This window comes from Pseudomonas sp. PS01303, assembly GCF_029959385.1.
GTDB classification, from domain to species: domain Bacteria; phylum Pseudomonadota; class Gammaproteobacteria; order Pseudomonadales; family Pseudomonadaceae; genus Aquipseudomonas; species Aquipseudomonas rustica.
In genome coordinates this window covers 1-15,996 of the sequence record NZ_JASCPK010000078.1, presented here as the reverse complement: position 1 = coordinate 15,996, position 15,996 = coordinate 1, and the positions used below count along the sequence as shown (strand labels likewise).

The window sequence follows — 15,996 nt, the reverse complement described above, 5'->3', positions numbered from 1 at the left end:
AGACTTACTCGATTACGGCAAAGGTCGGTACATCAATCGGTGCCGGGAGAACAGCGAAGCGATCCAGCGCCGCCTGTGTCAGACGGGTAAACAGTGCTCTGCGCAAATTGGCGCTGTTTTCGGTAATCGCCGTCATTCGCACCGAGAGCTGCTCGCGGTTTAACTGCGTCAACCGATCGAGATTGAGCAGGGCAAGTTTTGCGTTGATGTCGATTGCATCGAATGGCTCGTGGTAAGCCCTCTCCAGGTACTCCACCCAGATCGGATGGGTTTTGAGCGATTCGAGCAACGCCCCGCTCTGCTCCTCGCGAATGATCTGCTCATAAACCAGGTCGAGCGTTTGCCGGGTGACCTCAACGTCCAGTCGCTCGTTGATCGCCGTCGGCTGACCAAGAAGATCGAGACGCTGCGCCAAGCCCAAACGGAACGCAAAACTGACCTGTCTCGCATCCTCTGCGGTCAAAGTTTCTGTTAGCTGACGGGCGACGATATTTTTGTGCGCCTCCTTTTCAACGGCTCGCAATCGAAACAGCCCCCGTAGCAAACGCAAAAATTGACGCTCCAACTGGACGTCACCCCGTCGCGCAACGTTCAAGGCCCTATAGCATAAAACCGTCACGGCAAGATCACTGAATTGCAGCGAGCAATCGTCGATGCTTCTCGCATCCGCATCGGCCATGCGAAATAAAGCACGGCGCAATGCCGCATCCTCAGCCGCCGAGGTTATGACACCCCAGACCCTTTCTCGTAACGTGGTGAATGCCAATCGATAGTCAACGGTATAACGCAAGCGGATCAGCAAACTGAAGAAACGCCGGGAATAAGGCTGCAGGAACACCGAACGCCATAACCGCTGGCGGGTTAGCATCAACGGGCCTGTAACACCGATCAACCAGATCGAACTCATCGACTCGTCCACCAATACCCGGGCTACCAGGTCGGTTTGTCCCAGTGAAAGAAGTCCGAAGTTGATCTGATTGCGGCGCTCATAGGCAGACAGCCGCGTCAAGGAATCAGCGGAAAGCGGATTTCCCCGAATATCGGTGCCCTGATTCAATACATCGGTGCTGACCAATACGTTCTGCGGAACCTCCACAATCCGGTTGTCACGCAGATCCAGTGTTCTTAACTTCGGCAGTCCCTCGGTGCCCGTTGGCCAGGTGCTGATCCCGGTATCGCGCAATCCCAGATGTTCAAGCAACGGCAGGCGCGAGACGTCGGGACAGCGTCCCAGGTCAGGGTTGAAGCTCAACTCCAGACGTTTGAGTGAGCTCATCCGAGCCAATTGCAAAGCCGACTCCTCTGTCAGGTAAATCCGGTTTTCGTTCAGCTCCAATGTTTCAAGCCTGGTCATCCCGCTGATGGCGACTGGCAAACGTGTCAATTCATTACCTGCCAGAGACAGTTCCCGTACCTTGGTAAAACCAGCAAGAAACTGGCTGATTCCCGCTCCGGCGCCAATATGGGCGATGTTCAATGCGCCCACGTGACTAAAGTCTGCCGGCAGAACCGGAAGCTGGCCGAGCACCAGTTCGGGCAACGACAGTTCATAAAGGATTTCTTGCGACATCGGAATCCGCGGCGTTTCTCGGCGCCAGCATCGAATAATCTGAATCGCCGCACGAAACCTGGCCAGTTTCGTGACCTTGATCCGGGGCCCGTTCAGCCCCTGGTGCCAGCTTTCACGCATGATCCATCGCTGAAGGATGTCTCGCAGGTTGAAAAACTCGACACGCAAGTGTTCCAGCTTTCTGAGGGCCAGCATCTCGTCCGCCCCAAGGCTTTGCAAAAAGGCGTTGATCTGTTCATTGGAATGGGTCGGATAAAGCTCCTGCGCGCGTTGTTTCAACGCAACCGCATCGGAACGTGGCATATCGTTGACGGGCGCGCGGCTCAAAGACTCTGGTTGCACGCGATCCGCCAGGCGCATCGGCGATGTGTAACCGCTGCGCACTGGCGAGTTGCTCAAGGTTAAATGCGCAACTTCGCGCCGCCGCAACGCCGTGGCAGTAATCTTGTGTCGCAACGATGTGACACCATCGATTGTTGCTACCCCCAGCGCTTCACGGCGCTGCGCTGACATTCCTTGCCACAGAGCCTGAAAGTAATGCTCACGCGTTCGCCCGAGCAGAAGCGCGACTTGTTCGAACTGTTTGTTCAACACTTCATAAGCGTAGCCATGGGCAAGCAGTTGCATATGCTCTGGCGCCTCTTCGCTGCCGAGCACGGCCACCACATCATCGGAACGGGTACCGTCGAGTATTTTTACGTAGAGGCCATCCTTCCAGCCAGGCGAATGCTCAAGGGCATCCAGCACTAAACGGTTGGTGTCCGTTGTTGCTGCCGCATCCAGATACAGCCCTTCAAAGGCGCGGATCTCACGAATCACCTGTAAATACCGGCGCGCTTCTTCGGCCTGACGAAGCGGGACATGACCCGCCTCCAGTTCGAGCAGTTCATGGGCGTCTGCATACCACACCAATTCATTGGCAAAAGACGCAGGCAGCTCGGAGAACATATCCACCAGCAGCGCAGACTCCCGACTCAATGTCGGCGCGTTACGTTGGTAAAGTTGCTCGAACAGTTTGTAGTTGGCGCTGATAGCGTGTTCTTGCATGACCTGCCGCAACGCCTGCTGCTGTCCGTTTTCAGCACTGACGGTCGATAACAGCTCGCTGCGCTCGGATTCGCTTAATGCCGCAAGGACATCACGGTAAAGGTGCCCCTTGGCGAACGCGTCGTGGCGCAGGGTGATATAGCGGGTAATCGACTGTGCGCCAGCGAAGCTTTTCAACGTCTGTCCGGTCGCGTCAGTGATGCTCAGTGCCGTGTGCAGCGGCCATCGTTGCAAACTTGTCAGCAGATACAGTTGCAATTCGAAGTCAGCCTGCACCGCCGTTGGCAGCGCCCCCAGTTGCTCGATAAATCTGCGCACCTGCACGTCCGTGTCGAATCGTTGCACACTGTCGATCAGCGCAGCCGGCGGGCGGCGGCGATCAAGGATCGCCTGGCGCAACTCGTCGTCCTGTACCCCGCTCGCGGTCATGGCATCCATGATCAATGCGTCATCCAGCAGGCTCTCGCTGTAGCCAAGACGACGCAGCAGTGTCAGGCGATCCCATGCTTGGGGTAACTCGCAATCATGTCGCCAGGCACCAAAGTCATTGGTTTCAAGTAAAGGGGCGTAATCCTCCCGAAGGGAAGATGGCGGCTGCACCTCCCACATCTCGGTGTCGATCTGCGGACGCACGGCGTACACATGAGCACCTAGTTGCAAATAGGCCTGCCCGGCAAGCCAGCGCAGTCCTCTTTGATCGGTACGCAACCCGTCAGGCAATGTCACACGCTGGCGGTAAGGGACGAGATCCGGGTTCCATAATCGCGTGAGGCCAGCGGACAGTTTGACTTCGCGAAGCCGTGCGACAACCCCGGTTCCTTTGATTGTTCTATAGGCCGATGAAATGACCAATTGACCGGCCGCCAGTGCCGCTGCAAGGATCAGGTTTTCCGTGGTGTCGAAGAAATACTCTGTCGCCTGTTCCTGATCACCTCTTGCCCAGCTGTCGATGCCCAGATAGACGCCACGCAACAGCTGAAAAGCGGTCACTGCCATCAGAATTTCGCCCACCCCCGGGATAAACGAAGCGGCAAACAACGCCAGATCGATGCCGACCGTTTCGTACGTTTCGAGCCTGGCAAGGCGTTCTTTCTCGTCCTCATCGTCGGTCGGTACCACCAGCAAGCGAGCGGTACTCTTGACGAGTGCGAGGCGCTGAAGAAAGAGCCCCTGTAAACCGTCTCCCTCCAGGTCCACGGCAGTTACCGGAAGATAAATGCTCTCTTTGGGCAATGGCGAGCCGCCGGAAGGTTCAAGCAACCGTTGTTTTAACTGACTGCGAAACTCGACCTGCTCTCCCAACGCGACGAAACGTGCAAAGTAATGATGGAACGTCGATTGGCGTAAGCGGGCGCTGAGCCGCACTTCCATTTTTTGAAACGATGAGAACTCCTGGATGGACTGTTCAGGGTCGCCAGGAAGGTAGAGCACACAGCGCTTGTCAGCAGTTTTCAGTTGCAAAACCATCACACCATAGATCGTGCAGTCCAGCAGCTTGATGGTGTGCAGGCTGAATGCCGCTTGAGATAAGCCCGCCGCCTCACCGTGCTGTAATGCTTCACACAGGCGCTGATGGGTGTCTGGAGAAATGTGCTGTTTCATGAGCGCGAGCTGCAAATCGACCTCAAAACTGCGTCGCGAATGGGCCACGCAGGCTTTGCGTGTTTGCGGATCTTTCTCGAGGATCTGCTCCAGGTGCTGTTGATATTGCTTGCCCAGGTCAAGCTCGCGGCATAGCAGCGCCAATTCATGAGGCTGCAGTGGCAGGACTCGATTGCCGCGCCCGGTAACGCTCTCGGGGAGGTAGATCAGCGACCGCGCATGGTAATTTTCAGCACGGGTTTCCTCCGATGTGAAGTTCTCGCACGCGGCCACCACCAGGTCTCTGGCGATCGGGAGCACAAGCTTCTTCCTCAGCCCCAACAGGCTTGAGGTGGATCTGACGTGCTGAAAAACGGCGCCGGTGATGTCCAGCGGCTCCTTGATTTTTTCCGACAACGCCTTGGTCAGTTTTTCAGTGGCAAACCGGTTGGGATCCCGCAGTTTCTCCAGGGCGGTGCGTGCCTCGTCCCTGGTGGCAAAGCTGGCGATCAATCCGTCATAGAGCGCCTTGCGCTGTGCCGGACTACTCTGGATGAACCAGGCAGGCCACTGCATTTTTTTGAAAAACTCGAAGAAAACCCCCTGTTGTTCAAGCGTCATTGCCATTGGCGTACTCATGATGAAGCCCCTCCATCAAGCCTTGGTCGTTTCACCGATGACGCAATAAACGTGGCTATTCGTTCTTCGAGCCGGGTAAAACTGGCAAACGGATCATGGCCGTCCAGCGGCGACCATCGCACTTCCTGGAACAAATACCGGCACAACGCGGGAGAGGTATCCATCTCCTCAATCATCTTCCAGACACGAATTTGCAAAGGTGCGTAGTCGACGAGAAAGTCCGCTGTACGGGTCATCCACTCAAGCGTGCCAAAGAATCGATCCCCTCCCGGCATGACCGCTATCCGCTCCCAGCGTGCGCTGAACAGTTCTGCGCGCTCGACCGATAACCCCTTCGTCCATGCACCCGGCAGAAAAACCGTGTGCGTCGGCTTGGCCATCCACACATTGATACCGCTTTGCTGACGATGCTCCACCACCCAGCGCAAACTGTCGGGATCACTTAGCGGGTTGCCGGACAGCAGCACGTTACCCTCCGCCACCGACTGTCGGCGCACGGCTTCGGGTATACGGGTAAGCCGGTTATCGCGCAGATCCAGACGCCGTAAGTAGGGGTAGTCGAAAATGCCGATGGGACTCGTAGTGAGGCCGGTGCCGCGCAGCTTGAGCTGATTCAATTGCGGCATGCCCATCAGCAGCGGCGTGACACCCAGTGGGTTATCACTCAGGTCGATGATGCGCAGTCGCTTCAATTCAGCGATTTTTCCAGCGGTCTCGTCCGTTAGAACCAACCCGGTTGAACTCAGATTGAGAATCTCCAGTTGGCTCATCTGGCTGATCGCTGGGGGCAATCGGCCAACCTCCTGGCCCAGCTCATTGAAAAGGCGTAAATCGACGCCCCTCATGCCCAGCCAGCGCAGGTTTGGGAAAGATTCGAGGAAGCCGTTGATACTGCCCCGCTGAGTCACTCGAAAATAAGGCATCGACAGCGAGATGACGTCGCGAAATTTGATGTTGAGTTGCGGCAAACTATGCATGGGATCGAAATCCATGCCCAGATGAAAACCGACAAACCGGCCATCCTCGTAGACTCGACTATCAGGGTCACCGCGTCCTTGCCAAAGGGCAATCAACTCTTCGGCCAGCTCGTGGCGGATCTCACGCTCCCTGTCCATTCGGGCCTCGATGCGGGCATCATTTTCGTCTTCGATTTCGACAGCACTCATGCCCTGCGCAAGGCCTTCGCTTTCCGGTAGTAATTCGACCTCCATGTCATGGATGTCCGTGTGGATGTCTTCGATCCATTCGGTGATGTCGTTGCCCAACTGCCCCATTTGCAGCCTTAATCGATCCAGCTCAACCTGTGCACCCGAGCCAAGCGCGCGCAGGAAATCGTCGGCTTGAGCATCGGAAACCGTCGGGTAAATTTCTTTGACCTGGAGCCTCATCACCTGTCTGGACAAGTCTGCGTCCTGGGCCGTAGCGGGAAAGCCGCCGCCGCGTAACCCGGCGAAATGAAAGGGAGCCCCCGTGTCCATTCGACGCAGCCCAAGCCTCAACGCGGGTTGTGATAATGCGTGCAGACGGATTTTCGCCTGGAAGTCAGCCAGTTCATGATCGATGCGCAAACCCAGCGCCGATCGCTGCTCAATTGAGAGGGCATCGAGCAAGCGTTGCTCAAACGCCATTCCGGGTGATTTGATCAATTGCGTTTTCACGCTCGCGGAGACCGTACCGATGCTATCGATCACCCTGGAGCCTGCAGCGCTCTCAAGCACTTCGATTCGCGTTGCCGACGACCAGCCAGGCAAGCGCTCGAGTGTATGCAGAACCAGAACATCGCAATCAGCACTGACTGAGGACTTCAAATAGAGCCCCTCATAGGCTCGACAGAGCCGAAATTGTTGCTCGTACTGTTGAGCCTTATCTGCCAGCTGGCTGAAAACACGCTTGCTGTCGGCGAGGGTATGCGGCGCAGCGATGTCCAAGTCTGCACGGTCAAGCATTTGCTCCACCGCACTCGTCGGAAGCTGCGGATACTGCTGACGGAACAACCTCACCCAAGGATTATCCGATTGTTGCAGGGCTTCATGACGCTGATGGAAGCTTTCTGTCCGGGCGCGTTGCAGCTGTTGAGCTTGTGCCGAGTTTTCAGGAAATGCATCGATAGCCTCTTGCAGCGCTTGATCAATGGCAAAGCGGTTGATGGTGTCCTGCAGAATGGGCGTCGGTGCTCGGCCGTCAGTCTGCATCAGACGTAAAGCGTCATCGCTCACGCCACTGACATGGCGAATCTGCAGCAAGACATGATTGCTGAACCGCTCGACGCTTGGCCCGATACCTCGCATCAAGGCAATTGGCTTTTCTACCGACGGTGTTACGCCGGGCTCGGCCACCCCGGCAGATTGCTCCGCAGCCTGACGCGCGACGACTGACTCGTCTTGCAGGCTTTTAACGATGGAGGGTTCTGCGTCGGCGATCAATTGCCCTGCCAGCACCGGCAGCGCGTTCAATACGCCAAATACGGTTCGAGTAATGCCCTGCGAGCGTTCGGTTGAGTTTGTTGCGTTTGCCGTCTCGGCAAGACCGTAACCGGCATCGATCAGGCCGGCCAATGTCAGCAAGCCTTCCCCACCGGGAATCAATAGCGCCAACGGCGCGTATCGGTTGAGCCACTGCACCAGCGGCTCGACCACTGCGCTCAATTGCTGACGATTGACCTCGGCGTCGTCACGGATCGTGGCAATGCTGTCGAGCGCCGCTTGTTTCATCGCCTTCACCATCTGCGCAAATGGGTCAGTGCCCGCCGGGGCACTCTCTAGATCGGCGTAGTCGCAAGGATCCCAGTAGCCATCGTTGTTGAAGAAGCCGGCGGTGGTGGTCAGATGATGTTGTCGCGGGTACATCGCCATGCCTTGCAGCGCCGTGAGCACGCCGGCGTGCAGGACGCCGTCAGCGCGATCGTCCTCCCTGAAATGCGCGGCCAAAGCCTTGGTCATGTCGATATTGCGTCCTGCCTCGGTCAACCAGTGGCGCATCGCTTGAACATCGGCGAATTCCTGAAAAGGTGACGAGTTGCCTGGGACATACAGCAGCCTTCGAGCGTGGCCCGGTTGCGAGAAGCACCATATGTCGGTCGCGACATAACGATAGATGCGCAACCGGCTGAACTGGATGTCTTTTGGCTCGATAAAGCGCCCTTGTAAATGTTCAAGGGTGAGCGAGTCCCAGGATTGCTGCGGATTCAGACCGGCTCCGTGCAATGCCAGTTTCAGGCCTTCACCGGAAAGCGTTTGTTCCTGATGCTGCAGGTAAGCGGCCATGACATAGGCAGATTTGACCGCCGCCTTCAGTGGATAGCTATTGTTTGTCTCAATAACGGCGTCGGACGGCCAGGCCTGTTCGACGTAAGCGCTGTATTGATGCTTGAGTTCCAGTGTCCACACCCATCGTTTGAACGCGTGGGGTTGCACTGCAAGCTGCGTGTGCGGTTCGTAACGCTGGGGAATGGTTTGCCGGTAGATGCCTTCGTAGTCCGCATGCCCACCCTCGGGGAACGCCGATTCATCAATATCGACGACCTTGATAGGCGGCCCCACCGGGGGCGGGGTGTACAGGCCAAATACCGTTTCACCGAAACGTCCGGCGCCGACCGTTTGCTGATTGCTCATGGCCGCGTGAAGCAGACTTTCGGTTCTCGTGAGACGCCCCTGATGAATCCCGTCAAGTGCGGGATAACCACGAAAATCGTACTGCAGATAGGCCAGTTGCGACGTCATCGGGGCAATGTCTTTGCCCCATCGATCCTCGATCAAGTCACGGGTGAACCGCGTGGCGCTGTGTGGCAACACGGCTTCTAGTTTGAGGGCCCACTGTTGGTGTCTGTTGCGGCGGGTTTCTGCGTTCTCCGTCATTCTCTGCAATCCTTTGCATCGCTATAGGAGTGACTAACCTAAAGGATGTGAGGCGAGAAAAATGCAGGACGTTTCCGCGATGGGCGAGGAAATTTCGCTAGGGGGGATGGGTGTTCTATATCAAAAGATCGCAGCCTTCGGCAGCTCCTACAGGGGAATATCTGTAGGCGCTGCCGAAGGCTGCGATCTTTGCGGACGTGCCGCTATTACCAGAAGCGTTGCTGGGTCAACCGGCTCCACCAGCTCAGCAACACGCGATCGACCGAACCGCTGGCCGCCATGCCGATGCGCTCTTGCAGGCTCTTACGCTCGGCGTAATGCAGGTGATAAACCTCGGACTTCTTCGCGCGTTCAGCGAGATACTCGTCACTGGTCTTGAGTTCGTCGACCAGCTGTTTGTCCAGCGCTGCCACACCGAGCCAGACTTCACCAGTGGCGACTTCGTCGATCGCCAGTTGCGGGCGATAGCGTGACACGAAGTTCTTGAACAGTTGGTGAGTGATGTCGAGGTCTTCCTGGAATTTCTCGCGGCCCTTTTCGGTGTTTTCGCCAAACACGGTCAGGGTGCGTTTGTATTCGCCGGCGGTCAGCACTTCGAAATCGATGTCGTGCTTCTTCAGCAGGCGATTGACGTTGGGCAACTGCGCGACTACACCAATCGAGCCGAGAATCGCAAACGGCGCGCTGATGATCTTCTCGCCAATGCACGCCATCATGTAGCCGCCGCTGGCTGCGACTTTGTCGATACACACGGTCAGCGGCACGCCGGCTTCGCGGATGCGTGCCAGTTGCGAAGATGCCAGGCCGTAGCTGTGAACCATGCCGCCGCCGCTTTCCAGACGCAGCACTACTTCGTCCTTTGGCGTGGCGAGGGTCAGTAGCGCAGTGATTTCATGACGCAGGCTTTCGGTGGCCGAGGCTTTGATATCGCCGTCGAAATCCAGCACAAACACCCGGGCTTTGGCGTCAGGTTTGTTCTTCTGCTTCTTCTCGGTTTTCTCGGCTTTGGCTTGGCCCTTGCGCAGCGCTTTGAGCTGATCCTTGTCGAGCAATGTCTGCTCCAGGCGTTCCCGCAGGCCCTTATAGAAATCATTGAGCTTGCTGACCTGCAACTGACCGGCCGATTTGCGCCGGCCCTTGCTGCGCAACGCGGCAAAACTGGCGAGCACCACCAGAATGGCGATCACCAAAGTAACGGTCTTGGCCAGGAAACTGGCGTATTCGGTGAAAAACTCCACAGAGACTCCTTAAAACAATGCGCGGATGCGAAACACACGCGGGATGACGCCAGCATACCCATGCACCGGCCCGTCGGCCAGCCGTGAAACCTCTGGCAACACGCCTGTAACGGGCATTTCAAACAAGCGTATGTTTTTTCATTGACAGCTCTCCGTCATCCTCATAACCTCGCCAAACCTTCAACGTACCGGGATGACGCGGACGTGGGCAGCATCTATCTGATTCGACATGGCCAGGCCTCCTTTGGTGCAGACGACTATGACGTCCTGTCGCCGACCGGTGTACGCCAGGCAGAAATCCTCGGTCAGCACCTCGCTGAACTGGGGATCAGCTTTGATCGTTGCATTGCCGGAGACCTGCGTCGTCAGCAACACACGGCCACCAGCGCACTGGAGCAGTTCAGCGCTAAAGGCCTCAATGTGCCAACGCTGGAAACCGATGCCGCGTTCAACGAGTTCGATGCCGACGCGGTGATCCGCGCCCTGCTCCCGGCGATGCTCGAAGACGAACCGGAGGCGATCGACATCCTGCGTAATGCCGCGCAAAACCGTGGCGAGTTCCAGCGTATATTTGCCTTGATCATCGAGCGCTGGCTGGCTGGCACGTACGACACGCCGGGGCTGGAAAGCTGGCTGGGGTTTGTCGAGCGGGTTCAGGGCGGGCTGCATCGCATTCTCGATCTGGCGGACAAAAACCAGAAAATCGCCGTGTTCACTTCCGGCGGCACCATCACTGCCCTGCTCCACCTCATTACACAAATGCCTGCCAGACAGGCCTTCGAACTGAATTGGCAAATCGTCAACACCTCGCTCAGCCAGCTGAAATTCCGCGGCCGCGAGGTGGCTCTGGCTTCCTTCAACAGTCATGCACACCTGCAACTGTTGAAGGCCCCGGAACTCATCACTTTTCGCTGAGTCCGGATGACTGTGACCCTTGCTGTAACCACCCAGCTCCTATGACCCAAAAAAGGATCGAATCATGACCTCCGTAGCTGATGCCGTAAAAGCAATGCAAGCCAAGTTCAACCCAGCCGCTGCTGCCGGTCTGGATCTGGTCTTCGGTTTCAACATCACTGACGAAGACAAGCAATACTCGCTGATCGTCAAAGACGGCACCTGCGACATCCAGGAAGGCGAAAACCCGGACGCCAACTGCACGCTGGTGCTGGACAGCGAAACCCTGAAAGGTATCGTCAGCGGCGAAACCGACGGCATGCAGGCTTTCATGGGCGGCAAGCTGCGCGTTGAAGGCGACATGATGCTGTCGATGAAACTGTCCGAACTGTTCCCTGCTTAATAGCAGCGTTCAGCGACACAAAAATCCCGCCCTTTGTGGCGGGATTTTTGCGTTCATGAGTTGGAGAAATGGTCAGTTCAGCGCCAACTCTTCCAACAATCGGGTATCCAGGCCGAAACGCTCCTGCGAGATCATGCGGAACTGCCCTTCGGCCAACTCGCAGCTCACCAGCAAATTCCATGAATGCCGGGTCGCTGCCGAGGGCACCAGCAAGAAAGGGTGTTCGGCGAGTAACGCATCGGCAAAATCTTGCTGATTCGGTGAAGTCCGTGCAGGACTCATCCAGTAGGGATTCGGCAATTCTTCCGGCTGGACGACCCGAACCAGAGCCTGATCGGATATCTCAAAGCACGTAAGGACATGGGGTTTTGTATCCAGACGATTAAAACTGCCGTGTGCCGCCACTTCGAGAATGGCCGTGGACGGATCGACTGACGCGTATACAACACGCCGTCCCGGACGGTTCCAGCGTCCCCCCTTACGCTCGGAGCCAATGCCACTGCTCCACGTGCATTTGTAGGCTTCCGGGTCGACACGCCAGGCAAACCAGCGATCATCCCAAGGTAGCGGGTTCATTGATAAACCCCGTATTTTGTCCGGTGCAGGTAGGCGTCGACCACTTGATAACCGAAAGGATTCTCGACCAGCTCGATCGGTTTGTAGCCGTTGAGCCATTTGGTCGGCTTGCGCAACCATTCTTCGGCCTCCGCCTGACCGTCGAAGACCTCGGTGGCAACTTCCAGCACATGGGCATATTGAAAGGCAACCATGCTTTGTTGCTGGCTGAGCAGGAAGGGTTTGCTGTCTTTGAGCAAGCGCCGCACGGTTCGGATGGATTTGCCGGTGATCATCTGAACAAGCTCAGCCTCCTGGTAAAGCTCAGAGGTGGCGATCAGATTGACAACGTCCTGCAGTTCAAAACCTTGCTGCGTGTACCGGATGATAAACATAGGGTCTTCACCCCACTCCCTGCCGCGCAAGAGTACGTCGACAGGTTTGCCTTCGACCCGCTTCAGCCCCGTAAACCGAAGCGGTTTAGCAGTGGACATCGCATTGGCCTCCGAGGGGCACCTGGCTCGAACATCGCGCCAAAAATAGCGAGGGTGATAACGCGCTGCGTCGTTTTCAACGTGTATGTTTTGCATGATCCATCCGTTGTCAGGGGCCCGAACGTCCGAGCCGTAAGCGACTTCAATGTCACGTCCGATGTTATAGAACAGGCGTCCGACGACCAACCTGAAACAGTTGTCGGAAATATCCCGGTATTTGCGAAAAACACTCCGGCATCCGTAGGACGTTACTGGCAGTCAATACGCACGCACGCCAGTAATCATCGGGAAACGCTGACCCTGATCAGATCAGTCCCCTCTCCCCCTGGGAGAGAGTTAGGGTGAGGGGCTTTTGCCCTTACAATACGCCGACCTCCCAAACCGGCCCCCCCCATGGACATCGACCTCGCTCGCACCTTTCTCGAAATCGTCCGCCACGGCAGTCTCGCCGCCGCTGCGCAGAAGCTGTTCGTCACACAAACAGCGATCACCGCCCGCGTGCAAAAACTCGAAAGCCAGCTGGGCAGTACGTTGTTCGTGCGCAACCGCGCCGGGGCAAAACTGACGCCCAACGGCGAAGCGTTCGTGGTCTATGCCAATCAACTGGTGCAAACCTGGGAAGCCGCGCGTCGTGATCTGCCGCTGCCCGAAGGCCTGCACAACGTGTTGCACATCGGTGGTGAAGTCAGCCTGTGCAATCCGCTGATGCTCAGTTGGGCCGCTGAGCTGCGCGAGAAAATCCCCGGGCATGCCCTGCGCATGGAAATTCGCGACGGTGAAAACCTGCTGCGGCAGCTCGAACTCGGCGTTCTTGACGCCGCGCTGGTCTATCAGCCGGAATACTGGCCGGGGCTGCAGGTCGAGCAAGTGCTGGAAGAGAAACTGATTCTGGTACGCGCACCCGAGCGTCCCGATCCCTACGTTTACATCGACTGGGGCCCGGATTTCCGTCGTCAGCACGACGCCGCCCTGCCGGAAAAAGCCAAAGCTGCGCTGAGCTTCAACCTCGGCCCGCTGGCTCTGCAATACATCCTCGAACACGGCGGCAGCGGCTATTTCCGCACGCGCGTGGTGCGCACGTACCTGGAAAGCGGCGCGCTGGAAGCGGTGACCAAAGCCCCGGAATTCAGCTACCCGACGTATCTGGTGTATTCGCGCGATCGCGACTCGGCGACGTTGCAACAAGCCTTCGACCTGCTGCGCGAGGTGATCCACACCGATGACGACTGGTCGCAACGCTGGAACCCACTAAGCTGATAGCCGTTTTACACCGAAGCATGGCGCATGTGACCTCAAGGTTCGGCCTGCACAAATGGCCGGATCGGCTACGCTGCCGGGTATAACAACGATACCCGCAGGTGAACGCAGTGAGGCAGACCACCGAGGCATTTCGCAACCGCTACCGTGCGGCCATTCATCCGCGCTACAACCCGTGGCTGCACGGGGTTTTCGTGCTGCTGTTCGGCGTGCTGGCCATCGCCGGGTTCTGGGGCACCGTGCAGCAAGTGCGGCCGCTGGAATGGCTCACCGTGCCGTTGAGCCTGTTGCTGTTCAACTTCGGCGTGTACATGGTTCATCGCCATCTCGGCCACCATAAAAAAGCCTTCGCGAAAATGTTTTACGCCCGGCATGCCGGTGATCATCACAGCTTCTTCACCCCCGGCCACATGACCTATGACAGCGCCCGCGACTGGCGGGTGATTCTGTTCCCGGCATGGCTGATCGTCATTCACACGCTGCTGATCACCCTGCCGCTGTGGTGGCTGATCGCGCAGGTGAACGCCAATGTCGCCGGGCTCTTCGCCGGGTGCATGGTGCTCGGTTACCTGACTTACGAAGTGTTTCACGCCTGCGAGCATCTGCCGCCGAACAACCCGCTGACACGCTTGCCGTGGATCCAGCAGATGCGCCGTTTGCACGAGTTGCATCATCGTCGCGAACGCATGCAGGAACGTAATTTCAATATCGTTTTCCCGCTGATGGACTACCTGTTCGGCACCCTTTACTGGGAGTCGGAACCCGCCCCTTTGAGCTATTCAAAAATGCCCATGACCCGCCTGCAGCACCAGATCGATATCGCCGGCGAGCCGATTGCCGTGCTCGCCTACGCCGCCAGCGTTAACCGCTGGCCGGAGTGGCATCCGTCATCGCTGAAGATCGACGGTGCACACGGCCCGCTGCATGCCGGCTCGCGTTTCGAAGAGGATATTCATGCCGGAGGTCGCGCAGGGCATTTGCGCTGGGAAGTCACCGAATACCTGCCGGGCCGCCGCTGGTGCGCGCGGGCTCAAGGTGATCATGGCTTGTCGTTGCTGCTGACGTATGAGTGCGCGGCCGAAGGTAACGGCACGCGGTTTGTGCGCACGCTGGATTATCGCTTTGAAGGTTTGGGCATGCGCATCGCCAATCACCTGCTGCTCAAACGCCGGATTGATCGCGAATCGGCGGCGTCGATGTTGGCCTTGCGCGACATGGCTGCTCAGCACTTGGCTTCGGCGAGGGCCAGCGCGTGAAGGTGCGGCACGTTGTGTTGTTACTGCTCGTCATCGTCATCGGATATTTACTGCTGATGCCGACCAAAATCGAACCGGTCGCCTGGTCGCCGCAGCCTGCGCCATCGCTGAAAGAAGGCCCCTACGCCGAGAACCAGAAACTCAAAGGCGCCGCGCAAGTCGGGCCGAGCGATATCGAAGGCCCGGAGGCGCTGCTGCTGGAGGAGGATTTCCTGATCACCGGCCTGCATGACGGCCGACTGATCCGCACCAGCCTCGATGGCACGCAGCGCCAAGTGCTGGCCGATACCGGCGGGCGTCCGCTGGGATTGGCTCGGCATCCGAACGGCATGCTGGTCATTGCCGACGGGGTGAAAGGCTTGCTGTCGCTGGATGCGCAGGGGCAATTGATCCCGCTGACCACCGCCGCCAATGGCCTGGCCTTCGGTTTCACCGATGACGTGGCGATTGATGCGCCCGGGCATTTCGCCTACTTCAGCGATGCCTCCAGCCGCTGGGGTTATGGCCATGACGGCGAGGCGATCATCGAGCACGGCGGCGATGGGCGTTTGCTGCGCTATGACTTTCAGACCGGCAAGACCAGCGTGTTGCTGGACAAACTGGAGTTCGCCAACGGCGTGACCCTCGGCCCGGACGACGCCTATGTACTGGTCAATGAAACCGGGGCTTATCGCATCAGCCGCTATTGGCTGACCGGGCCGAAAGCCGGCACTCACGACCTGTTTATCGACAATCTGCCGGGGCTGCCGGACAACCTCGCGTTCAATGGCCGTGACCGGTTTTGGGTGGCGCTGTATGCGCCGCGCAATACGCTGCTGGACGCCACGGCGGGGCATCCGTTTCTGCGCAAGATGATTGTACGGGCGTTGAAGCTGGTGCCGGCGCCGGTGGACAGGCGCGGATTTGTGCTGGGGCTGGATCTGGACGGCAAGGTGATTGCCAATTTGCAGGATGCCAGCGATGGCAATTATTCGCCGATTACCACGGTTAGGGAGTATGGGCAGTGGTTGTATTTTGGGTCGTTGAAGGCGACGCATATGGCGCGGATGTCGTTGGATGCGGCCCTTAAGTGAATCTGGTGGATTGGTGATGAATTGAACGACGCCTTCGCGGGCAAGCCTTGCTCCTACAGTTGAATTGCAATCATCTGTAGGAGCAAGGCTTGCCCGCGAAGGCGTCAGTCAGTTACTGGATTTATCGAAATTGTG

10 protein-coding genes are annotated in these 15,996 nt (G+C 57.6%); 5 read left to right on the top strand and 5 right to left on the bottom strand.

Annotated features, from left to right (window positions below; all coding sequences use genetic code 11):
- Positions 1–4: 4 nt before the first annotated feature.
- The 3 genes from QMX93_RS19580 to sohB all read right to left on the bottom strand — a co-directional run bounded on the left by QMX93_RS19580 (position 5) and on the right by sohB (position 9,929).
- A complete protein-coding gene (locus QMX93_RS19580; protein ID WP_282357677.1) occupies positions 5–4,837 on the bottom strand; it encodes a DUF6543 domain-containing protein in 4,833 nt (1,610 codons plus the stop codon).
- Positions 4,834–8,691, bottom strand: coding sequence for a DUF6543 domain-containing protein (locus tag QMX93_RS19575; protein WP_282357676.1), 3,858 nt, complete (start codon positions 8,689–8,691; stop codon positions 4,834–4,836). The genes QMX93_RS19580 and QMX93_RS19575 overlap by 4 nt, the downstream gene beginning before the upstream one ends.
- Positions 8,692–8,897: 206 nt before the next feature.
- Positions 8,898–9,929, bottom strand: a complete 1,032-nt coding sequence (sohB, locus tag QMX93_RS19570) for a protease SohB (protein WP_053120855.1) — start codon at positions 9,927–9,929, stop codon at positions 8,898–8,900.
- Positions 9,930–10,133: 204 nt separating this feature from the next.
- On the opposite strand from sohB, the gene QMX93_RS19565 reads away from it, so the two are divergent.
- Together QMX93_RS19565 and QMX93_RS19560 are read left to right on the top strand one after the other, a co-directional pair.
- Positions 10,134–10,844 (top strand): histidine phosphatase family protein, encoded by a 711-nt coding sequence (locus QMX93_RS19565; protein ID WP_212551522.1) that lies wholly within the window; start codon positions 10,134–10,136, stop codon positions 10,842–10,844.
- Between the two features lie 64 nt (positions 10,845–10,908).
- Positions 10,909–11,226: an SCP2 sterol-binding domain-containing protein gene (locus tag QMX93_RS19560; RefSeq protein ID WP_053120860.1), complete on the top strand. Its 318-nt coding sequence runs from the start codon at positions 10,909–10,911 to the stop codon at positions 11,224–11,226.
- Positions 11,227–11,298: 72 nt separating this feature from the next.
- On the opposite strand, the gene QMX93_RS19555 is transcribed toward QMX93_RS19560, so the two are convergent.
- Both QMX93_RS19555 and QMX93_RS19550 read right to left on the bottom strand, forming a co-directional pair.
- Positions 11,299–11,802 carry an RES family NAD+ phosphorylase gene (locus QMX93_RS19555; RefSeq protein ID WP_053120862.1) on the bottom strand — a complete coding sequence of 168 codons (504 nt, stop codon included), beginning with the start codon at positions 11,800–11,802 and terminating at the stop codon, positions 11,299–11,301.
- Positions 11,799–12,371, bottom strand: coding sequence for an antitoxin Xre/MbcA/ParS toxin-binding domain-containing protein (locus QMX93_RS19550; protein ID WP_349016432.1), 573 nt, complete (start codon positions 12,369–12,371; stop codon positions 11,799–11,801). Before QMX93_RS19550 ends, QMX93_RS19555 begins: the two co-directional genes overlap by 4 nt.
- Before the next feature lie 297 nt (positions 12,372–12,668).
- Here QMX93_RS19550 and QMX93_RS19545 point away from each other — a divergent pair, with 297 nt between their 5' ends.
- The 3 genes from QMX93_RS19545 (at position 12,669) to QMX93_RS19535 (ending at position 15,861) form a co-directional block, all read left to right on the top strand.
- Positions 12,669–13,532 carry a LysR family transcriptional regulator gene (locus QMX93_RS19545; protein WP_053120866.1) on the top strand — a complete coding sequence of 288 codons (864 nt, stop codon included), beginning with the start codon at positions 12,669–12,671 and terminating at the stop codon, positions 13,530–13,532.
- Between the two features lie 110 nt (positions 13,533–13,642).
- Positions 13,643–14,788, top strand: a complete 1,146-nt coding sequence (locus QMX93_RS19540) for an SRPBCC family protein (protein WP_282357675.1) — start codon at positions 13,643–13,645, stop codon at positions 14,786–14,788.
- Positions 14,785–15,861, top strand: a complete 1,077-nt coding sequence (locus QMX93_RS19535) for an SMP-30/gluconolactonase/LRE family protein (protein WP_282357674.1) — start codon at positions 14,785–14,787, stop codon at positions 15,859–15,861. Before QMX93_RS19540 ends, QMX93_RS19535 begins: the two co-directional genes overlap by 4 nt.
- Positions 15,862–15,996: the final 135 nt, after the last annotated feature.

Coding starts and splice junctions, on each gene's coding strand:
- QMX93_RS19550 (WP_349016432.1), bottom strand. CDS start 12,371: ATGCAAAACATACACGTTGAAAACGACGCAGCGCGTTATCACCCTCGC.
- QMX93_RS19560 (WP_053120860.1), top strand. CDS start 10,909: ATGACCTCCGTAGCTGATGCCGTAAAAGCAATGCAAGCCAAGTTCAAC.
- QMX93_RS19555 (WP_053120862.1), bottom strand. CDS start 11,802: ATGAACCCGCTACCTTGGGATGATCGCTGGTTTGCCTGGCGTGTCGAC.
- QMX93_RS19545 (WP_053120866.1), top strand. CDS start 12,669: ATGGACATCGACCTCGCTCGCACCTTTCTCGAAATCGTCCGCCACGGC.
- QMX93_RS19580 (WP_282357677.1), bottom strand. CDS start 4,837: ATGAGTACGCCAATGGCAATGACGCTTGAACAACAGGGGGTTTTCTTC.
- QMX93_RS19575 (WP_282357676.1), bottom strand. CDS start 8,691: ATGACGGAGAACGCAGAAACCCGCCGCAACAGACACCAACAGTGGGCC.